The sequence below is a fragment of the Bacteroides helcogenes P 36-108 genome (assembly GCF_000186225.1).
Taxonomy (GTDB): domain Bacteria; phylum Bacteroidota; class Bacteroidia; order Bacteroidales; family Bacteroidaceae; genus Bacteroides; species Bacteroides helcogenes.
Window position 1 is genome coordinate 2,391,650 of record NC_014933.1, and the last position, 18,813, is coordinate 2,410,462.

General features: G+C 45.7%; 23 protein-coding genes and 1 pseudogene. 19 read left to right on the forward strand and 5 right to left on the reverse strand.

The genetic code is table 11. The features are described from left to right. Nucleotides 1–3 precede the first annotated feature (3 nt). From BACHE_RS09625 to BACHE_RS09695, 15 genes are all read left to right on the forward strand, one after another. Nucleotides 4–363, forward strand: a complete 360-nt coding sequence (locus BACHE_RS09625; RefSeq protein ID WP_013547505.1) for a MarR family transcriptional regulator — start codon at nt 4–6, stop codon at nt 361–363. A gap of 590 nt (nt 364–953) precedes the next feature. Further along, nucleotides 954–1,490 carry a UpxY family transcription antiterminator gene (locus BACHE_RS09630; RefSeq protein ID WP_013547507.1) on the forward strand — a complete coding sequence of 179 codons (537 nt, stop codon included), beginning with the start codon at nt 954–956 and terminating at the stop codon, nt 1,488–1,490. A gap of 22 nt (nt 1,491–1,512) precedes the next feature. Then, complete coding sequence (locus BACHE_RS09635; RefSeq protein WP_013547508.1) at nt 1,513–2,001, forward strand: UpxZ family transcription anti-terminator antagonist; 489 nt, start codon at nt 1,513–1,515, stop codon at nt 1,999–2,001. 14 nt (nt 2,002–2,015) lie between these two features. Then, nucleotides 2,016–3,038 carry a UDP-N-acetylglucosamine 4,6-dehydratase (inverting) gene (gene pseB, locus BACHE_RS09640; protein ID WP_013547509.1) on the forward strand — a complete coding sequence of 341 codons (1,023 nt, stop codon included), beginning with the start codon at nt 2,016–2,018 and terminating at the stop codon, nt 3,036–3,038. Continuing rightward, nucleotides 3,035–4,198, forward strand: coding sequence for a UDP-4-amino-4,6-dideoxy-N-acetyl-beta-L-altrosamine transaminase (pseC, locus tag BACHE_RS09645; RefSeq protein WP_013547510.1), 1,164 nt, complete (start codon nt 3,035–3,037; stop codon nt 4,196–4,198). The genes pseB and pseC overlap by 4 nt, the downstream gene beginning before the upstream one ends. Next, the gene (gene pseF, locus BACHE_RS09650) at nt 4,195–4,878 is read left to right on the forward strand and encodes a pseudaminic acid cytidylyltransferase (protein ID WP_013547511.1); all 684 of its coding nucleotides are present in this window, start codon (nt 4,195–4,197) and stop codon (nt 4,876–4,878) included. Before pseC ends, pseF begins: the two co-directional genes overlap by 4 nt. Before the next feature lie 73 nt (nt 4,879–4,951). Continuing rightward, on the forward strand, nt 4,952–5,257 hold the full coding sequence (locus BACHE_RS18080) for a DUF6922 domain-containing protein (RefSeq protein ID WP_041579784.1): 306 nt from the start codon (nt 4,952–4,954) through the stop codon (nt 5,255–5,257). Between the two features lie 210 nt (nt 5,258–5,467). Next, nucleotides 5,468–5,761 carry a nucleotidyltransferase family protein gene (locus BACHE_RS09660; RefSeq protein ID WP_013547513.1) on the forward strand — a complete coding sequence of 98 codons (294 nt, stop codon included), beginning with the start codon at nt 5,468–5,470 and terminating at the stop codon, nt 5,759–5,761. A gap of 107 nt (nt 5,762–5,868) precedes the next feature. Beyond that, entirely contained in the window at nt 5,869–6,855 is a 987-nt protein-coding gene (gene pseG, locus BACHE_RS09665) for a UDP-2,4-diacetamido-2,4,6-trideoxy-beta-L-altropyranose hydrolase (protein ID WP_013547514.1), read from the forward strand. Nucleotides 6,856–6,995: 140 nt separating this feature from the next. Then, on the forward strand, nt 6,996–7,766 hold the full coding sequence (locus BACHE_RS09670) for a methionyl-tRNA formyltransferase (RefSeq protein ID WP_187289263.1): 771 nt from the start codon (nt 6,996–6,998) through the stop codon (nt 7,764–7,766). An 11-nt stretch (nt 7,767–7,777) separates the two neighbouring features. Beyond that, nucleotides 7,778–8,914, forward strand: a complete 1,137-nt coding sequence (locus BACHE_RS09675) for an ATP-grasp domain-containing protein (protein WP_013547516.1) — start codon at nt 7,778–7,780, stop codon at nt 8,912–8,914. Nucleotides 8,915–8,936: 22 nt separating this feature from the next. After that, complete coding sequence (locus tag BACHE_RS09680; RefSeq protein ID WP_222836623.1) at nt 8,937–10,007, forward strand: YkvI family membrane protein; 1,071 nt, start codon at nt 8,937–8,939, stop codon at nt 10,005–10,007. A gap of 32 nt (nt 10,008–10,039) precedes the next feature. After that, complete coding sequence (locus BACHE_RS09685; RefSeq protein WP_013547518.1) at nt 10,040–10,708, forward strand: hypothetical protein; 669 nt, start codon at nt 10,040–10,042, stop codon at nt 10,706–10,708. 12 nt (nt 10,709–10,720) lie between these two features. Beyond that, on the forward strand, nt 10,721–11,752 hold the full coding sequence (gene pseI, locus BACHE_RS09690; protein WP_013547519.1) for a pseudaminic acid synthase: 1,032 nt from the start codon (nt 10,721–10,723) through the stop codon (nt 11,750–11,752). Between the two features lie 6 nt (nt 11,753–11,758). Next, on the forward strand, nt 11,759–12,460 hold the full coding sequence (locus BACHE_RS09695; RefSeq protein WP_013547520.1) for a PIG-L deacetylase family protein: 702 nt from the start codon (nt 11,759–11,761) through the stop codon (nt 12,458–12,460). Nucleotides 12,461–12,473: 13 nt separating this feature from the next. Here the strand turns inward: BACHE_RS09695 and BACHE_RS17020 are convergent, their stop codons facing one another. The 3 genes from BACHE_RS17020 to BACHE_RS09705 are packed head-to-tail and all read right to left on the reverse strand — an operon-like array spanning nt 12,474 to nt 13,525. Then, the gene (locus tag BACHE_RS17020; protein WP_041579314.1) at nt 12,474–12,887 is read right to left on the reverse strand and encodes an N-acetylmuramoyl-L-alanine amidase; all 414 of its coding nucleotides are present in this window, start codon (nt 12,885–12,887) and stop codon (nt 12,474–12,476) included. 2 nt (nt 12,888–12,889) lie between these two features. Continuing rightward, a complete protein-coding gene (locus tag BACHE_RS18085; RefSeq protein ID WP_222836624.1) occupies nt 12,890–12,991 on the reverse strand; it encodes a smalltalk protein in 102 nt (33 codons plus the stop codon). A 45-nt stretch (nt 12,992–13,036) separates the two neighbouring features. Beyond that, entirely contained in the window at nt 13,037–13,525 is a 489-nt protein-coding gene (locus BACHE_RS09705; protein ID WP_013547522.1) for an HU family DNA-binding protein, read from the reverse strand. 206 nt (nt 13,526–13,731) lie between these two features. Between BACHE_RS09705 and BACHE_RS09710 the strand changes: the two genes are divergently transcribed. Then, the gene (locus BACHE_RS09710; RefSeq protein WP_041579787.1) at nt 13,732–13,950 is read left to right on the forward strand and encodes a DUF4248 domain-containing protein; all 219 of its coding nucleotides are present in this window, start codon (nt 13,732–13,734) and stop codon (nt 13,948–13,950) included. 239 nt (nt 13,951–14,189) lie between these two features. Here the strand turns inward: BACHE_RS09710 and BACHE_RS09715 are convergent, their stop codons facing one another. Together BACHE_RS09715 and BACHE_RS09720 are read right to left on the reverse strand one after the other, a co-directional pair. Further along, the gene (locus BACHE_RS09715; RefSeq protein WP_013547524.1) at nt 14,190–15,977 is read right to left on the reverse strand and encodes a DUF3987 domain-containing protein; all 1,788 of its coding nucleotides are present in this window, start codon (nt 15,975–15,977) and stop codon (nt 14,190–14,192) included. A gap of 445 nt (nt 15,978–16,422) precedes the next feature. Next, nucleotides 16,423–17,034: pseudogene (locus BACHE_RS09720) on the reverse strand (BT4734/BF3469 family protein); the annotation flags it as partial. A gap of 558 nt (nt 17,035–17,592) precedes the next feature. Between BACHE_RS09720 and BACHE_RS17565 the strand changes: the two are divergent. The 3 genes from BACHE_RS17565 (at nt 17,593) to BACHE_RS09730 (ending at nt 18,769) form a co-directional block, all read left to right on the forward strand. After that, nucleotides 17,593–17,754, forward strand: coding sequence for a hypothetical protein (locus BACHE_RS17565; protein ID WP_013547526.1), 162 nt, complete (start codon nt 17,593–17,595; stop codon nt 17,752–17,754). A gap of 245 nt (nt 17,755–17,999) precedes the next feature. Next, entirely contained in the window at nt 18,000–18,290 is a 291-nt protein-coding gene (locus BACHE_RS09725) for a nucleotidyltransferase domain-containing protein (protein ID WP_013547527.1), read from the forward strand. After that, nucleotides 18,287–18,769 (forward strand): hypothetical protein, encoded by a 483-nt coding sequence (locus BACHE_RS09730; RefSeq protein ID WP_013547528.1) that lies wholly within the window; start codon nt 18,287–18,289, stop codon nt 18,767–18,769. Before BACHE_RS09725 ends, BACHE_RS09730 begins: the two co-directional genes overlap by 4 nt. Nucleotides 18,770–18,813 lie beyond the last annotated feature (44 nt).

The window sequence follows — 18,813 nt, forward strand, 5'->3', positions numbered from 1 at the left end:
TCAATGGAGACTTTATGTAAAATCCGTGATGTCTATCGGGCGATTGCCGAGTTTGAGGCACAATTTATGCAGATGTACGATCTTTCATTGAACGAAGGTATGCTTCTGTGTACTTTGCTGAACCGTCCCAGACTTACTTCCAGCGAGATAGCGGAGGCTTTGGGATTGTCTGCCTCCAATACTTCAAAAGTGATTCGTTCAGTAGAGGATAAGAAGCTGATTACTCGCCTTATTGGTAAGGAAGATAAACGCCAGATGCATTTTACCCTGACTGTTGGAGGAAAGAACCGGATTGCTGATATCAAGAACGCTACTTTCGAGATGCCGGAATTATTGCAACAGGTAATAGGACTTGTTGAATAAGAGCCGACGTTTTCATTTATTCAGAATAGAAAATTAATACCGTGTTTACAGGAAGCTGACTTCGTGTGGACACGGTATTAATTTTTTGTATTACACGATGTAAGACAAAATATAATCCGAAAAATAGTGTAATCAATTGTAATGCAGATATATAATCTGCTTTTTAAAAGCGTTTTTTAAACGTTCGTTTAATGGACGCAAAGATAAGTGCGATTTTTGAAAGCGCCAAAATGTTTAATAAAAATATTTTTGGATGTACATATAAAATATACTTAATCATCTACACCACAATATTATAAGATTCAAAAATAATATTTTAAATATATCTTCCTTTTGATGCTTTCCATACCCTGCTAAAATGAAATATATTGACGTCCATTAAACGAACGTCTAATGAACGCTTTTTTCTCTCAACACGTTTGTTTATAGCTACTTACCTTCATGGTATGAGTGAGTTCAAAATAACAGTTGGCAAGATGGGCATAAGGCTTGCCGTATTTCACATAAAATGCTCGCAATTGATTGAATTCCAGTATAATGTACGGGGTTTAAAGCCCCGGAGGAATGCCTTTTTCTGAACACAATCGAAGATGGATAGGGAGAAAGAAACCGAAATCTGGTACGCCATGCGTGCCACATACCGGCGGGAGCCGGATGCCATGCGCCTTCTCGAAAAGGAACAGATAGGCTGTTTCGTCCCCATGCAATACAAGGTGAGCCTGCGCAGAGGCAGGAAGGTCCGTGCCCTTGTGCCCGTTGTCCACAACCTTCTTTTTGTCCATGCCCTTCCTTCCGAATTGAAGCGTGTCAAGTCCCAGGTATCCTACCTGCAATACATCACCGATACCCGTAGCGGGCGTAAGATAATCATTCCCGACCATGAGATGCGGCGCTTCATTGCCGTTGCCGGAACTTACAACGACCATCTCCTTTATTTTCGTCCCGAAGATCTGAACCTCTCCAAAGGCACTAAGGTTCGTGTCACGGGCGGCGACTTCGAGGGTCAGGAGGGCATTTTCCTGAAAGTGAAGGGTGCTCGCGACCGCCGTGTGGTTGTTCAGATACAGGGTGTCATTGCTGTTGCGATGGCCACCATCCATCCCGATTTGATAGAAGTAATCAAATAGCCATCATAAAATTACAATAATTATGTCTCTTTCCGAAGAAGCAATAATCCTTCAGCGTGCTGCGCACGACCTGATGTATTTGGGCATGGACGGCAGTCCTGTCTATAGCGCTGACTTGTCTCGTCGTAACGGTGAAGTCTATCGTCTGACCGGTTCTTTGTATAATTCCGGAGCGAAAGGTGCAACTACAGAAGAACAGGGCAACGTCTGCCTTGCCCTTTTGATGGGCTACAGTGCCTCTTTCATAGATCATGGCGAAAAACAGGATCATATTCAGGAAGTGCTGAACCGTTGTTGGGACATCCTCGATTCCCTTCCCGCCTCGCTGCTCAAGCTCCGTCTGCTCACGGCTTGCTATGGTGAGGTTTTTGACAAGCCTTTGGCCGATGAAGCCCGTGCCATTATCACCTCTTGGGAGGGGAAGCCGCTTACCGCCGAGCAGCAGGAAGCCATCGCCGAGTTCCGGAATGTGGTGGATAATCCCTATCCGTGGGAATATATTGATGAATAAAAAATTTCATTATAATGCTTAATAACAAATCCGTTTTGATTACCGGAGGAACAGGTTCTTTCGGTAAGAAGTTTGTGGAGACCATTCTTCGTGATTATCCGCAAGTAAAGAAAATCATTATCTACTCCAGGGATGAGTTGAAACAATTCGAACTGAAGCAGAAATATTCGGAGCAGAAATACCCCCAAATGCGTTATTTTATCGGTGATGTCCGCGACCTCGAACGTCTGACGCGTGCCTGTGAGGGAGTGGATGTCATTATCCATGCCGCTGCCATCAAGCAGGTGGATACCGCTGAGTACAATCCGGAAGAATGTATCAAGACCAATGTTCACGGTGCGCAGAATGTGATAAAAGCGGCTCTTGCCACAGGTGTTCATCATGTGGTCGCTCTTTCTACCGACAAAGCTTGTGCTCCCATCAATCTTTACGGTGCTACCAAACTTACATCCGACAAGCTTTTTACGGCAGCCAATAATATCAGTGGTTCCAAGGACATCAAGTTTTCTGTGGTTCGTTATGGCAATGTGATGGGCTCCCGCGGTTCCGTAATTCCTTTCTTTGTCAATAAGCGTGACAATGGCGCAAAGGAACTTCCCATTACCGATATGCGCATGACCCGCTTCAACATCTCTTTGGAAGCCGGTGTGGCTTTGGTGATGTATGCCATCGGGCATCATTTGGGCGGTGAAATCTTTATTCCTAAAATACCTTCCTACCATATCAAGGATGTGGCTACTGCCATTGCTCCTAACTTGCCGCAGGTGGAAGTCGGCATTCGTCCGGGCGAGAAGTTGCACGAGGAGATGATTACCGTGACCGATGCTCTCGATACCATTGACTTGGGCAGATATTATGTGATTCTTCCCTCCGTGTCTTATAAGCATAGCCGTGAAGAGTTTATCAAACATCACAACGCAGTGCCCGTACCCAACGGTTTCCATTATAGCAGTGACAGCAACACCGAGTGGGAGACGGTAGAGTCCATGCGTGAGAACATCAAGAAATACGTTGACCCTGATTTCGAGGTGAAATGATAAGCAAGCCTATTCCATACGGTCGCCAGCACATCACTGACGAGGATATTGAGGCGGTCATTGCGACATTGAAGTCGGATTATCTGACCCAAGGCCCCAAAATCAGGGAGTTCGAAACGAAGTTTGCCGACTATGTAGGTGCTAAGTATGCGGTAGCGGTCAATAACGCCACTTCAGGGCTCCATCTTGCGGCTACCGCACTGAGTGTGAAGCCGGGCGACAAGGTGATTGTCACCCCCATGACCTTTGCCGCCAGTGCCAATTGCATCCGCTATTGTGGTGGTGAGGTGGTGTTCTGTGACATTGACAAAGATACTTATCTGATGGACGTCAACAAGTTGAGAACCATGTTGCAGGCTGCCCCCAAGGGAACTTACCGGGGCATTGTTCCCGTTGATTTTGCGGGTTATCCTTTGAACCTGGAAGAATTCAGCAAGCTTGCCGACGAGTATGGCCTTTGGATTATCGAGGATGCCTGCCATGCTCCCGGCGGTTATTTCATGGACAGTAAAGGTAATGCACAATATTGCGGCAACGGTAATTTTGCCGACTGTGCCGTATTCTCTTTCCATCCGGTGAAGCATATCGCCACGGGTGAGGGAGGTATGGTGACCACCAACAGCAAGGCGCTTTATGACAAACTCTGTCTGTACCGTACCCATGGCATCACGAAAGACCCTGCTTTGCTGCACGAGCATCATGGCGGTTGGTATTACGAGATGCAGGAGTTAGGATTCAACTATCGTCTGACAGATTTCCAGGCTGCTTTGGGCGTATCCCAGTTGAGCCGGGCAAATGCCGGTCTCGACCGTCGCCACGAGATTGTGAAACGCTATAATGAAGCGTTCTTAAAGGTGGCGGGCATCCGTACCCCTTACAATGCCGGGGATGCTTATCATGCCTACCACCTCTATATCATCCAGGTGGATGACCGTCCGGGTCTGTACAATTATCTGCACGAGAACAATGTCTATGCGCAGGTTCATTATGCCCCGCTTCATCTGATGCCGTATTATCGGCAGTTTGGCAACCGGAAAGGGGATTTGCCTGTGGTCGAGGAGTATTACGAGCATTGCCTGAGTCTTCCGATGTATCCCACTTTGACGGATGAGGAGCAGGAGTATGTGATTGAAAAGGTTATAGAATTTGTATCAAAATGAAAAATATAGCGATTATTCCTGCCCGTGGCGGCAGCAAGCGCATTCCGCGCAAGAATATCAAACCTTTCATGGGCAAGCCCATCATTGCATATTCCATAGAGGCAGCTCTGCAAAGCGGTCTTTTTGATGAGGTGATGGTTTCTACCGATGATGAGGAGATTGCTGAGACTGCCTGTAAGTATGGTGCTCAAGTCCCTTTTATGCGGAGTGCCGAGATGTCAAACGACTATGCCGGTACAGACGATGTGGCTCTTGAAGTGTTGGGGAAGTATAAAGAACTGGGCAGGGAGTTTGAAACGGTTTGTTGCATTTACTCGACAGCTCCTTTTGTGACACCGGAAAGACTTCAGGAAGCATACGGGAAAATGAATTCTGAGATTGATTTCGTTTTCACTTGTGTGGCTTATTCCTATCCCGTGCAGCGCAGCTTGCACATTGTTGACGGGAAAATCAGTATGCTTTATCCTGAATATGAGGCTTCCCGTTCGCAAGACTTGGAAACTATCTATCATGATGCCGGACAGTTTTATGTAGCAAAAACAGCTTCTTTCATTCAGGAAAAAACATTCTGGGGCAAGAATACGGCCGGGCTGGTGCTTTCCGAGCTCGAAGTGCAGGATCTCGATACGCTGACCGATTGGCAGTTGGCGGAGATGAAGTATGAGTTGCTGCATAGATGAAGAATAAAAAAGAAGCATTCTTCTTTTGATGTTTTCTTCATTTGGATTATCTTTGCTGCAAAAGAAATTGTATATGGACGGAAAAGAATGCTTAAGTAAGTTGTCACCCTTTTTGTTTTGGGACATTGATATGTCTCAAGCTTCTATGGATGTCTGTCCTCAGCAAGTGGTTCAGCGAGTACTTGAGTATGGCAATCTTGATGATTGGCGTTTGATACGTGCGTATTATGGTTTGCATCGCATTGTAGAGTTATGTAAGCAGATGCGGACACTTGATCCGGTTTGTCTTTCTTATATTTGCCTCTTGTCCGGCACGTCAAAAAAAGAATATAGATGTTATCATACGGCACAGTCGAAGTCCACACTCTGGAACTCTTGAAGGCTTTTATGGGGCATGGAAGCCTTGTCTGATGTGGTGAAGAACTTTCAATGAGTAAGCGGCCAAAAAATAAGTAGTCAACTTTATTGCGACCTTTTTGAGAAAGACGGTTGCGGGCGTTGGACGCTAATCTGCAGGTAGAAAAAACGCTGAATATTTTCAGTTTCGATATTTATCGCTACCTTTGTGTGTGGTAAAAAACGAAGAAACATGAAGACAACATCTGAATACATCAGTCTTTTGCGTAAGTATATGGCTGAAAATGCTTCTAAATACGGCATTATGCGTATGGGAATATTTGGTTCTGTGGCGCGTGGTGAACAAACATCGGAGAGCGATGTAGATGTTTGTGTTGAGTTGCAGACACCCAGTATGTTCAGTCTGGTTCACATCAAAGAAGAACTTCAGCACTTGTTTGGTTGTGCAGTGGATATTGTGAGACTGCGTGAAGACATGGATGGAATCTTAAAGCAGAACATTATAGAGGAAGGTGTTTATGCATAAAAGGGAAATGACCGAAGCCATGCTGGGGAAGAATTACCTTCCTTCCATGTTGACAACTATAAAGAAAATAAGAAAAGAATTGTAATTCTTTAATTCATTTCGTTTTCTTGAACAAAATCTATTTCCGTGCCGATGCAAGCGCTGCTATCGGTTACGGTCACTTTATCCGTACTTTGGCTTTAGCCGATATGTTGAAGGAGGATTTCGACTGTACCTTCTTCACTTGTCATCCCACTTCCTATCAGGTGAGTGAAATGGAGAAGGTATGTTCGTATGTCACTTTGCAGGAGGAGACACATTACGACGATTTTCTATCGTATCTGAATGGAGATGAAATCGTGGTGCTCGACAATTATTATTATACATCACAATATCAGAAGCAGATAAAGCAAAAGGGATGCAAGTTGGTGTGTATAGATGATGTCCCTGAAAAGCATTTTTTTGCAGATTTGATTATTAATCATTCTTTGTGTGTCTCTGCATCCGATTATGATTGTGAGGACTATACCTCAATCTGTGTAGGGATGGATTATCTCCTTCTGAGAAAAGAATTTTTAGATGCTACCAAGATGCAATTTTCCGGCATCCGTAGTTCAATCTTCATCTGTTATGGCGGTAGTGACGAGTTTGATTTTTCACTAAAATCCTGTAAACTTTTACGAGGTTTAGACGATAGGCATATCATTGTAGTAATAGGCGGAGGTTATTGCAATAAAGAAGAGTTACAGAGGTATGCGGAAGACAATAATATTTCGGTTTTTTCTAATATTGACGCAAATCAGATGATTAAGCTGATGTCCTTGTCTTCTCTTGCCGTAGTACCGGCAAGCACTACTTTTTTTGAAGCGTGTTGTGCGCGCCTGCCCATCATAACCGGCTATACTGTAGATAATCAGAGAATGATTGCTTCCTGTTGTGAGAAATATTCGTTGGGCTATAATTGCGGTGATTTCCATAAAGGATTTGATGATAAGCTGAAAGCTGCATATTCAGCTATTGACGAAAAGCATATAGAAGAGTATATCTTTTCACAAAACAGACTAATTAATGATAGTTCAGAGAACATACTTAACCTATTCCGAGAATTATGTTAGATAATAATGAGATAAAGAGTAATCGCAACTATAAATATACTTACTGTTTTTGCGTTTCTGGGCATTTGGGGTATCTTGTATTAAGATACTTGAATAGTCAAAATCTGCCTATTTCGTTGGTTCTTACAGACTCCAATTCAGTGGAAATAATAGAGTATTGCCTTGATAATGAAATAGTATGTTTCAAAGGGAATCCAAGAAATGGAAAAGCGCTTGCCTACATTGACTGTAATAAGTTGAGTTTTGACATACTCTTATCTGTCAATTATTTATTTATCATTGAATCTGATTTGATTAATAAAGCTAAACTGCATTCCATTAATATTCATGGCTCGTTACTTCCTAAATACAGAGGGCGTTGTCCCAATGTTTGGGCTATAATAAACGGTGAAAGCATAGAAGGAATTACTGCACATCACATCACAGAATTATGTGACGAAGGAGATATAATAAAACAAATCTCATTACCAATATCAGATGAAGCAACAGGATATGATCTGCTGGTGAGAGCTTACGATTATTATCCAAAGTGGACTTATGAATTGGTCATTGATATTGAAAGCGGAAACTTTAAATCATTTTCCCAAGATCAAACAAAAGCAACTTTTTTTGGTAAGCGTACTCCTGCTGATGGTCAAATAAATTGGAATTGGCAGAAAGAACGTATTCGGAACTGGGTTCGCGCTCAAGCACAACCTTATTATCCAGGTGCATTTTCATCCATAAATGGTGAAAAAATTATTATAAATAAAATTTCTTATTCCGACTTGGGATATAGTTGGGATATGCCGAATGGTTTGGTAGTAAATATTCAAAGTACAAGACCTCTTGTGAAAACCCCGAATGGAGTTGTGGCTCTTGAAGATTACATATTTGAAAATCCCATTGTAGAAGGTAACATATTAAAATAATTAGATTGGCTATGACAGAAGAATTGAAAAAGCATCCGGTGATTGTTATTGCATTGGAGCATTATAATCCTCTTGGGGTGTTGAGAACATTGGGTGAAAATGGCATTGAGCCGATTTTTGTAGGAATCAAATATCGTGTTCATATTGCTTCTGCAAGCAAGTATATCAAGACTCTTCATCAAGTAGATAGCATTGAAGAAGCATATAATACAGTAGTAGGAAAGTATGCGGATTATAACAGAAAATTTGGTGTAAAGCCATTTCTCATCTTCTGTGATGATGATGTAATGGAGCCGTTCGATAGAAACTACGAGGAATTGAAGGACTATTTTATTCTGTTCAATTCCGGTAAAAATGGGCGTACAACGAAGTTTATGGAGAAAAAGGAAATCCAGAACATTGCCAAACGTCATGGCATACCGGTTCTGGAATCTCAAGTTGTAAAAGTCGGCGAAATACCGGAGGGACTTAAATATCCGGTGATTACAAAAGCAATATCTCCTATATCCGGTGCATGGAAAGGTGATTTTCATATTTGTGAAAATCAACAGCAACTGTGCGAAGTGATGGCTACCATCAAGGCTCCGGAAATTATGATTCAGCCTTATGTTGACAAAAAGTCAGAAATTACATTCGAGGGCTTTAGCTACAATAGAGGTAAGGGGATGTTTATAGGCGTTGAGTGTAAATACCGTTATGCCATTAAGGGATACTATAGCCCGCTTCACGACACTTATATGCCTAAAGATAAGGAATTGCACAAGAAACTGAATGCAATGCTTGAAGAAATAGGCTTTGAAGGTATATGGGAAATCGAATTTCTTGTAGATAAGGATGATAACCTGTGGTTTCTTGAAGTGAACTTTCGCAATTCAACCTGGAGCTATGCTTCTACAATAGCCGGAAATCCTTTGCCACTTCTTTGGTGTGAGGCTATGTTGACGAATAAATGTCCGGAGCCGGTTAAGTTTGAACCGTTTGTTGCTATGGTTGAACCTATTGACTATGCAAAACGCGTAGAAGAAGGACGGTGTTCACTGGCAGAATGGCTTTCAGACTTCAAAAGTGTAAAGTGTACGTATTACTACAATGAGCAAGATCCCGAACCTTGGAGAGTTGTTGTTCAAAATTGGGATAAACTAAAATAATCATCAAGTCTGTATGAGAGAGATGTCTTTAAAAAAAATTATAGGCTTTTGTGGGGCCTGCATTGCATTCTATATAGGAGCCGGCTTTTCCACTATGCAGGAAGTGATGCAATATGAAGCTTCGTATGGCTCCCGATTTTGGATAGTCATTGCGGTAGCTGCCCTTATCTATGTTTATACCAATATCTCGTTTTTGTCAAATGGCAATAGACTTAAACTGCAACGGGGCGGTGATATTTATAAGGCTTATTGTGGAAAATGGATTGGTTCGTTTTTTGATTATTTCTCGGCTTTCTTTTGTTACATGAGTTTCATAGTAATGTGCGGTGGCGCAAATTCCACGTGCATAGAGCAGTGGGGGCTTCCAAATGGTGCAGGTGCTGTGATACTGGCGGCAACTACTATATTGACGGTCATTTTCGGTTTAAATGGTGTGCTTAAAACTCTAAAGATAGTGGGGCCTGTTATTATCATTCTCATCATATTTGTAGCTGTAGAGGCCGCCGTGACCGGTTGGGACAATTACAATGCAGGTTTACTTGCCGTGGATAGTCATAAATATGATATCACACAAGTGGGAGACGGCAATTCATTCGCTTCAGGAGCCAGTTATGGTGGTTTCGTGATTCTGTGGTTTGCGGCTTTTCTTGGTGAGATTGGGGCCAAGAATAAAGTAAAGGAAGTAAATCGTGGCATGCTGCTATCTACAGTTGCCATTTTCGGTGTGGCAGCAGTCTGCTGTGTGGCTCTCATTGCCAATATTGATACTACTTGGGATGCGGGTGTACCCGCATTGGTTTTGGCTAAAAACATCCACCCCGTGTTTGGGCTTCTGTATGCGGTAATCATCTTTATGGGCATTTACTCCTCGGCATGTCCTCTGCTTTGGACGGGAGTAAGAAAAATTTCGGAAGATGGAGGTCGGAAATACAAGATTTGGACCATTGCGGCAGGAGTGGCAGGCTGTGTGATTGCCTGCTTCGTTCCTTATCGCCCATTATTGAATGTGATTTATGGTTTGAATGGTTATCTTGGGTTTGTTTTGGTGGCATTTATGATTGTAAATGATATTCGCGTTGCGAGAAATAAGTAAATAATTAAAATGGTTCTGACTTTTTTAAAAGAATGAAGAAAATAGTATTGATAGTTGCTCTTGCCGCTGTTACGGCCATTGCCAGAGCCCAGATTCCGAATTTCGGAACTACTGTCGGTGATCAGAAATTGTATGGTTACTCAAGTATGAAATATCGTGCCAATTCCAGCACTTGGGAAACTTATTCAACATTGCAGTATGGCATTTCTGACTATGCGCAGGTGGGGGCTGACCTCTATACCAACGGCGCTGCATCCTATATAGGTTATGTAGTGAGGGGTGGCTATAAGTTTTGTGACTATTTTAAGTTAGGTGGGCAATTGACTCCTTCGTTTGATATGGGGAATAACCATAGATTTGGCTATCTGACTTCAGCTCTTTATATAAATGGTAACATTACAAAAGACGGTCGCCTGTTCTATGTAACCGATACGTGGTTGGAAAACAACAAGAATGAACTTACCTCGGCAAAGCAGTGGTCATATTTGGGCTATACTTGTCCGTTGGGAAAAAATGGTAGTCAAAGCCTTACTCCAATGGCGGGTATTATTCACTCTTGGAAGTTCGACCAGGATGTCGATTTGTCATTGGGATGTTACTACAGTTATAAGAACATCAACCTTTATGCTTGGACGAATGATATATTGACTAAACATCCAAGATTCATACTTGCTGTGGAATTTTCGTTTAGTAACAAATGATTGTAGAAAAATATGATAGATTTCTTGAATTCAGATAAGACTGTGATAATTGCGGAACTTTCATGTAACCACATCCAAAGTTATGATATCGCAGTCAAAACTATACGGGCAATGGCCGAAGTGGGCGTTGACGTGGTGAAGGTGCAAAACGATAAAGCAGACGGCGGCGTAACAATCAATTGCGATAAAGCTCCTTTTCAGATAAAAGGCGGCACGCTTTGGGACGGTGAAACCTTATTTAGCCTTTACACCAAGACTGATACTCCATGGGAGTGGATTCCTAAGTTGCAGCAGTTAGCCCATTCTTTGGGTATGGGATTTTTTTCAACTCCGTCAGATCCTTCGGGCGTTGATTTTCTGGAGCAGATAGATGTTCCCTGTTATAAGATCTCAAGCTTTGAAATTACCGATTTGGGACTTATAGAAAAAGCGGCAAGAACCGGAAAAATGATAATCATGTCAACGGGCATTGCTACCGAAGAAGATATAAGGAATGCCATTGATACTTGCAGAAGTGTGGGGAATGATAATATATTACTGATGAAATGTACATCTTCATATCCTGCCCCTATTGATGCCGCCAATCTTTCCATGATTCCCGACATGAAACGACGCTTTGGAGTTAGGGTTGGGTTGTCCGATCATTCGATGGGGCATATAGTAGCTACTACCGCTGTTGCGCTTGGAGCAGAAATGATTGAAAAGCATTTTATACTCGATCGTAGGTTGGGAGGTCCCGATTCTGCCTTTTCTATGGAACCGGAAGAATTCAGAATAATGATAGAATCCATACGTAATGTAGAAAAAAGTATAGGAAAAGTTGATTATACTTTGTCGGAACGCACTTTAAAAAACAGGGATTTTGCAAAATCCCTATTTGTTGTAGCCGATGTAAAGGAAGGAGATGTCTTGACCGAGGATAATGTAAAGGCTATACGTCCTTTCAATGGGATACTTCCTAAATACTTAAAAGACGTTTTGGGTAAAACGTTTGTGAAATCAGTCGAACGAGGAACGCCTTTGTCTTTCGACTTACTAAAATAGTTCGGTATGTTCAGTAATAAACGAATCATGATCATTGCCGCCCATCCCGACGATGAACTGTTAGGCTTGGGTGCTACCATGCACAAGCTCATCAAGGAACAGGGCATACAGACCCGGGTCATAATCTTGGGTGAGGGGATTACTTCGCGTTCCGATACCCGCAATGCGGAGTATTGGAAAGAAACTTTGGAGAAGCATCACCGGAATGTGGAGACGGCGCGTCAGTGCATTGGTTACCATAGCGTGCAGGCTTATGACTTTTCCGATAACCGTTTCGACAGCCATGCCTTGCTTGACATCGTGAAGGTAGTGGAGCATGAGAAGGAGCAGTTCTGCCCCGACTTCATCTTTACCCATCATGGAGGTGACCTTAATATTGACCATCAGATGACTTTCCAGGCAGTGATGACTGCCACACGTCCTATGGAGGATGAACAGGTAAAGGCTGTCTTTACTTTCGAGACTCCGTCGGCCAGCGAGTGGCAGGCTACTTGCGACCCCCGCCATTTCATGCCGAATTTCTATATGGAGATTTCGGAGGATGACTTGCAGGCAAAATGCGATGCCATGGCAGCTTATGAGTTCGAGAGCCGTGCTTTTCCGCATCCCCGTTCTTCGGAAGCGTTGAAAATCCTTGCACAGTATCGTGGTTATACCATAGGCAAGCGGCTGGCCGAGGCATTTCAGATTGTCAGGATGATAGAATAAAAAAGGGAGCCTTTTACAGCTCCCTATACTCCCTCTCCGCATCAAAGCAAGGACAAGCCTTGACGGGATTCAAGTCATGATGCCCTACAATCAGTGCCCGTGGGAAGATTCGTCTCAGCTCTCGGAGCAGGGCAAGCAGCGAGGCTTTCTGCTGCAAGGTGCGGGTGTCGGCGGGACGGCTTTTGGCATCCAGTCCGCCTTCGTAGCAGATGCCTACGGAGTGCCGGTTGTGCCCCTGGCAATGCGCTCCGATTTTTTCCGGCGGACGGCCCCGGTGGATTTCACCGTCGCGCGTCACGTAGAAGTGATAGCCGATGTCGCGGAAGCCACGGCGGCGGATGTGCTCGCGGCGGCAATCCTCAAAGCCCAGGCGCACGCCCTGAGGCGTGGCCGAGCAGTGAATGACGAGTAGCGTAATTGTGCGCATGTTTACTTGCAGGCGCCCAGACCCAAAGCTCCCGCTATGGCGGTGGCTACGGTGATGATTACTTTGAGGACAATGCCCCATACTGATTTGGATTTCTGTTCCATACAGGTCGTGTTTTTATTTTGTGAGTGTTAGTAATGAGAGGCTTCTTATCCTAAGGGATTTTCATTTTCGTCACCGCTTCCGTTGTTTGGACCGGAACCGCCGCCGGGAGTGCCCTCTGTGGTGCTGTCGGTCACGGTATAGAGTGCAGCCTCCTTTAACTGGCCTTCGAGATTGATCTGGGCATTGCTCAGTTCGCCGGTGGCACGGGCGCGGAGCTTCAGGCTTTTCACGTTGTCGCTCACCTTGAACTCCTCGGCAGAGGCGGCGCCTTTCTTGCTGACGATGCCCACGGAGAAGATGGCGAGGTCGTCCAGTTTGACGTTCTTGCCGTCGAGGATAAGCTCCTTGATGCAGGATATCATGTCGGTGAGCACGCCTTTGATGAGCCCGGCGGAGTAGGGTGTGTTGTGGTTGGCCATGTGCTTGGCAAGTTTCTCGGTGTCGAAGGTGTCTTCGATGAGTGGACGGGCATACCAGAGTCCGCGTAAAGAACTTTTTTCGCCTGTCACTTGATACTTCTTGTAACGAATCATAGTTTTTAATTTTAAATTTTTAATTCTGAACTTTCAGCTTTCAATCGTTTTGTGATCACAAAGCAAAGATACTATATGTCCTGAGCGTGATTGTCCGTTAGGGTTGGCTCTGGTTCGTTAGGGTGCGTTATATACTGATAAAGCAATGCTTATGTGAAGAAATTTCTGTATCTTTGTTAGGTAACAAACATCACACTGTCATGGATATGGAACTTTTCAGGATACGCACATACGGGCGCACGGAGCTTGCCCAGGTTTATTTTCCGGCCTTGTGCCCGCAAGCCGCTTTCCGCAAGCTCAACCAATGGATAGATTTTCATCCTACCCTGCGCAGCGGGCTGCGGGCGTTGGTATCATCGGAGAAGGCACGCACCTATACACCCGCACAGGTGAGGCTGATAGTGGAGGCGCTGGGTGAACCGTAAAGGTCAACTCTGCGCCGCCAAAGGTCAGCTTCAGGAGGCCAAAGGTCAGCTTCAGGAGGCCAAAGGTCAGCTTCAGGGAGGCCAAAGGTCAGCTTCAGGAGGCCAAAGGTCAGCTTCAGGGAGGCTGAAGGTCGGCTTCAGGGAGGCTGAAGGTCGGCTTCGGAAAGGGGGAGGTCTGCAAAAAGTGCAAAAGTGCAGAAAATGCAGTACACCCTTTTCCTCACACACACGTGCGTACATTATAATGCGTCAAAAGAAAAATATCCTTTTTTCTCCGTTTGCCTCACTGTTCCGCGCTTCAGCAGTCGGCGCAGCCAGCTCAGCACGGTATTGCTCTTGATGCCGGCGTATTCGGCACGTTCCAACAGTTCTGCCCGGCTGAATGTCGGGGGCAGCGTGCAGAAGAAGTTGTCACGGTCTGCATTGGTGCGGCGAGTCAGCTCTGTGGAGGGAAGGAAGGAGAGGATGTGTGTGGCATGGCGGTAGAACGGTTCGGCAAGGGCGAGCACCGCCTCGAAGTCTGCTTTGCAGAGGTGTATGTCCCAACGGGTGATGATTCCGTCTTTCAGGTTGTCGGGGGGCAGTTCCGCGTCGGGCGTCAGATTGCCCCGCAGCAGTCCCACCACGGTGGCTATACGGCAGATGTTTACCGCCAAACGCGCCACCGAACTGCTCATCTCAGTGCCGTGGCTGGCATGTGAACGGTGAAAGAGGGCAGCGAAAGTGCTGTTGAACTCCTTGCGTTGCTCCTTGCTGAGTTTCAGGGTATAGAGTCCTCCCTGCTTCAATTTCTCGATTTGCTGTTTCCACTCGATGCCTATGGCGGAAAAGAGGCGTTCCATGTCGGTGTCGTCGTGGTCAAACTGGTCTTGCCATTGCTCTATGGCAGGCATGTAGTAGAATACTTGTCGGGAGAAAAGCCCGTTCTCTGCCGAGGGGATGAGGGGCTTGACTTGCGCCGGAGTGCCGGAGAGGAGCACGGAGAGGTAGGACTTCTTCACTTCGCGGTACTCGTGGTCGGTGCGGCGGTTGTAGGACAGGCGGTCGTGGTCGAAAGCCTTGCGCAGCGTGTCGCTCCAGTGTCCGTAGTCTGTGCCGATGGCGGTGGAGATGGTGTCGGCCTCGGTCTCGAAGATGATTCCCGTTCCATTGGAATCCATGATATTTTGCAGGATGCCTGTTCCGGTGTTGTTGCCGGAGATGATGAACATCCTGTTGGGCGGCATCTGCGGTTCCTCCGTCTGCCCGCGTTCTTTGCCCAGGGCGTTGTAAGCGCACCGTTCTTTGCGGTACTTGCTCATCTGCCGTTCCACTTGGCTGCGTATCTCGTCGTGGATGGGCTCCACTAATTGGCGGAGCAGTCCCAACGCGCCCTTGCCCGATGCGGGCGGCGCCACGATGAACGTCTGCAGGCAGGGCGACTGCATCTTGCCGCCATACAGACAGCGGGCATGGCGTTCCATGCAGGCTCCCAGTGTGGTGATGGCTCCTAACAACAATACGTCCCGCTGTGCCGGCGTGGTTCCGCTGTCGCGTATGCGTTGCAGCGGTTGGGGCCAGTCGGCTTCGGGCAGCAGGGGCAGGGCAAGCAGGGGGGCGCTGCCCGGCAGCGTGTCTTCGTCGCTTGCGTTTGCATCATCGGTGTCGCTGTAGTTTGCATTATAAGATACACATGCGCGTGTGTGAGGAGAAGGATGCGCTGCACTTTGTGCATTTTCTGCACTTTGTGTGCCTTTTGTGGGCGAGTTCTCGCAGATGTTCACCCCCGCCACTTGGGCCAGGTGAAAGGCTGTGCCCAAGTGTACGCTTCCGTTGCCTTTGTTCAGGGCGTTGGTGTAGAGGTGGTCGGCAGGGTCGTGCCGGTACTTGGCGGAAAAGCGGCAGATGCGGTGAAATGCTGTCCGTCCGCCCTCTCCGCAGTCGGTGGCTATTGCCAAGGCAAGTTGAACATATTCTGCATAGGTGGGCGCGATGTCGGTGCAGGCTGCCTCAATGGCAGCGGTGAGTTTTTCTAATGAATTTAGCATGGTATGATTTACTATTTATATTTTTTGGGAGATTTTTTGGTGGGAGATTTTTTGGTGGGGATTTTTTTTAGGAGTTAGAAGGAGTTATCGTTCGCTTTGCTCACTCAGGGAGTTAAAGGGAGTTATCGCCCGCCGGGGCGGGCTGAGGAGTTAAAGGCCGATAGTTTTGTGAAATGGAAAGTGGAAAATTCATAATTCAAAATTTTCAGCTTTCAACTTTCAGCTTTCAGCTTTTAACTTTCAATTTTCAGCTTTCAGCTTTCAATTTTTAACTTTCAACTTTCAACTTTCAACTTTCAAAGCAGGACTATTGGCCTTTAACTCCCTGAACGGAGCGAAGCGGAGTGATAACTCCCTTTAACTCCTTGAGTGAGCAAAGCGAACGATAACTCCCTTTTGACTCCCTGGGTGAGCGAAGCGGAGTGATAACTCCTTCTAAATCTCCTTTCCGTAGCAACGCTTCCGGGTCGTGGCACAGAAAGCAGGCGCGCACGATGTCCTTGCCTGAGGTGTCTATGCCTTTTCCGGCAAGGCGGTCTTTTTGGCTGCCTCCGTAGGTCAGTTCCACGTAGTTCATTGCCCAGAACATCTGTTCGGCGGCATCCGGAGCACAGTCGGGCAGGATGTCCGTACGATAGGGGATGAAAGCTTTGACACCCCGTCCGCCGGGACTGACGAAGCAGAGCGTTGGGCGGAGGAAAGCATCGTCGAAGAGCGTGCGGCGCATTCGTTCCGCTTCTTGCAGGGAATCCAGGTGGTCGATGTCTATCACCACCAAGCCCGACGGATGCAGCAGCGACTGGCAGTTGCGGCGGCTGAATACGCCGCAGGGAGTGACATAGGGCAGCAGCGAGGCTTTGGCGGCACGCACATCAGCGGCTTGGCGCACTTGCCCGGTGGCGATGCGCAGCGGTTCGTTGCACGTGATGAGTTGATGTACTTCGGCGGGCGACACCTCCATGACGGGGGTCAGCGTGGCCGGTTTCAAGATTCGTCCCTGTGCGTCCCTCTGCGGAGCAATGGGATTTTGGAACAGAGACATTTTAAATTCGTTCATGATGTTTTTCTGTTTTAGAATATGCGGTGAAGTTAGCAAGAGATTTTCGCAAGGTGTTGCACCTATATGTGCAACGGCTAAATATAAAAGTGCAAGTATTTTGCTTTATTAACTAATGTTTTACGAGTAAAGAATTTTTAGGAGTTACTTTTGACGCTTTTTAAAAGAGTTTTAGGAGAACTTTTTAGGAGTTAGAGGGAGTTATCGTTCGCTTTGCTCCGTTCAGGGAGTTATCGTTCGCTTTGCTCACTCAGGGAGTTAAAGGCCAATAGTCCTGCTTTGAAAGTTAAAAATTGAAAGTTGAAAGCTGAAAATTGAAAGTTAAAAGCTGAAAGTTGAAAGCTGAAAGCTGAAAATTTTGAATTATGAATTTTCCACTTTCCATTTCACAAAACCATCGGCCTTTAACTCCTCAGCCCGCCCCGGCGGGCGATAACTCCCTTTAACTTCCTGAGTGAGCAAAGCGAACGATAACTCCCTGAACGGAGCGAAGCGGAGTGATAACTCCTTCTAACTCCTAAAAGAAAATCTCCCAAAAATTAAATAATCAATAGTAACATGAATTCAAACCAAACAACCGATTGCATCATTGCCCCGCAGCCGTGGGGACTCTGCATTGATGCTGCACGCGGAGAGCTTGGCATCAGTCAGAACGCTTTCTGCAAAGGGATGCACATGAGCTCCCGCACGTACAAAAAAATTAAAAAGGCGACACGGTAAGGCACAGTTGCCTGCTCCGGGTGCTGGCCCACCTGCGCGAAGTGATGACCCGCGAGGAGTTCCTCCGCTTCTGGTTGGGGTTGGCGGGAGAGCATGAGGGATGAAAAGCACGGTGAAGCTTTGCGTCCGTCAAAAAACGTCTTGCTTTCTTCGCCGTATCGACAAATATTCTTAACTTTGTGAACAGTGAGAATTAGGAGAAATGAAAAAAAAGATGTTTCTTTGTAAGAGGAAACAGAAGATATATGCGCTTACAGTCAAAAGAAATACAGACCATTATCCGGGTAGCCAAAGAGATTTATGGTGAAGGTGTGAAAGTTTATCTTTTCGGTTCCCGTCTGAACGACGGAAAACGGGGAGGGGATATCGATTTGTTGGTGCGTACAGAAGGCAGCAAGAAAGATGTATTGGCGCGTGTCCGTATGATTGCCCGTTTGAAACACTATTTAGGCGACCAGAAAATAGATGTTATCGGCGACCATGAGGATTCACCGGTGGTATATGAGGCTTTGAAGAAAGGAATGCAGTTGGTATGACGGAAAGAAGGCAGGAAATCATAGAACGTTTGCAAAGGGAGTTTGACGTGTGCGACAAGCATATTCTTCGCATTAACGAAGCCCTTGAGGGATTAGGTGTTGAGTTGCCGATGTCTTCTGTTTGTTATGCGAATTTGAATACGGAACAGGTTCGTTGTGTGGACCAGTTTATTTTCCGCTTCTCCAAATTGCAGGACGCAATGGGAGCAAAGATATTCCGGTATATATTGGAATACTTGGATGAGGATATATCTTCGTTGCCAATGCGTGATATTTTGAATCGTTTGGAACGTTATCGGATACTTCCCGGTGCAGAGGAATGGACTTATATACGTGAGCTGAGGAATGAGATTTCTCACGATTATCCTTTGCAGGAAGCGGATGTCGTTACAATCCTGAATGAATTGTTGTCTAAGGTCGAAGTGCTGTTCGGGATTTATCATAAGTTGAAGAATATTTATTTCGGTGAAGACCGGTAATTACAGTGAACCGGAAAGGAGATTGAACAATAAAGAAACTAAGG

Excerpts from the sequence above, each read along its gene's own strand:
- BACHE_RS09625 (WP_013547505.1), top strand. The coding sequence starts at position 4 with ATGGAGACTTTATGTAAAATCCGTGATGTCTATCGGGCGATTGCCGAG.
- BACHE_RS09630 (WP_013547507.1), top strand. The coding sequence starts at position 954 with ATGGATAGGGAGAAAGAAACCGAAATCTGGTACGCCATGCGTGCCACA.
- BACHE_RS09635 (WP_013547508.1), top strand. The coding sequence starts at position 1,513 with ATGTCTCTTTCCGAAGAAGCAATAATCCTTCAGCGTGCTGCGCACGAC.
- pseB (WP_013547509.1), top strand. The coding sequence starts at position 2,016 with ATGCTTAATAACAAATCCGTTTTGATTACCGGAGGAACAGGTTCTTTC.
- pseC (WP_013547510.1), top strand. The coding sequence starts at position 3,035 with ATGATAAGCAAGCCTATTCCATACGGTCGCCAGCACATCACTGACGAG.
- pseF (WP_013547511.1), top strand. The coding sequence starts at position 4,195 with ATGAAAAATATAGCGATTATTCCTGCCCGTGGCGGCAGCAAGCGCATT.
- BACHE_RS18080 (WP_041579784.1), top strand. The coding sequence starts at position 4,952 with ATGGACGGAAAAGAATGCTTAAGTAAGTTGTCACCCTTTTTGTTTTGG.
- BACHE_RS09660 (WP_013547513.1), top strand. The coding sequence starts at position 5,468 with ATGAAGACAACATCTGAATACATCAGTCTTTTGCGTAAGTATATGGCT.
- BACHE_RS09675 (WP_013547516.1), top strand. The coding sequence starts at position 7,778 with ATGACAGAAGAATTGAAAAAGCATCCGGTGATTGTTATTGCATTGGAG.
- BACHE_RS09680 (WP_222836623.1), top strand. The coding sequence starts at position 8,937 with ATGTCTTTAAAAAAAATTATAGGCTTTTGTGGGGCCTGCATTGCATTC.
- BACHE_RS09685 (WP_013547518.1), top strand. The coding sequence starts at position 10,040 with ATGAAGAAAATAGTATTGATAGTTGCTCTTGCCGCTGTTACGGCCATT.
- pseI (WP_013547519.1), top strand. The coding sequence starts at position 10,721 with ATGATAGATTTCTTGAATTCAGATAAGACTGTGATAATTGCGGAACTT.
- BACHE_RS09695 (WP_013547520.1), top strand. The coding sequence starts at position 11,759 with ATGTTCAGTAATAAACGAATCATGATCATTGCCGCCCATCCCGACGAT.
- BACHE_RS17020 (WP_041579314.1), bottom strand. The coding sequence starts at position 12,887 with ATGCGCACAATTACGCTACTCGTCATTCACTGCTCGGCCACGCCTCAG.
- BACHE_RS18085 (WP_222836624.1), bottom strand. The coding sequence starts at position 12,991 with ATGGAACAGAAATCCAAATCAGTATGGGGCATTGTCCTCAAAGTAATC.
- BACHE_RS09705 (WP_013547522.1), bottom strand. The coding sequence starts at position 13,525 with ATGATTCGTTACAAGAAGTATCAAGTGACAGGCGAAAAAAGTTCTTTA.
- BACHE_RS09710 (WP_041579787.1), top strand. The coding sequence starts at position 13,732 with ATGGAACTTTTCAGGATACGCACATACGGGCGCACGGAGCTTGCCCAG.
- BACHE_RS09715 (WP_013547524.1), bottom strand. The coding sequence starts at position 15,977 with ATGCTAAATTCATTAGAAAAACTCACCGCTGCCATTGAGGCAGCCTGC.
- BACHE_RS17565 (WP_013547526.1), top strand. The coding sequence starts at position 17,593 with ATGAATTCAAACCAAACAACCGATTGCATCATTGCCCCGCAGCCGTGG.
- BACHE_RS09725 (WP_013547527.1), top strand. The coding sequence starts at position 18,000 with ATGCGCTTACAGTCAAAAGAAATACAGACCATTATCCGGGTAGCCAAA.
- BACHE_RS09730 (WP_013547528.1), top strand. The coding sequence starts at position 18,287 with ATGACGGAAAGAAGGCAGGAAATCATAGAACGTTTGCAAAGGGAGTTT.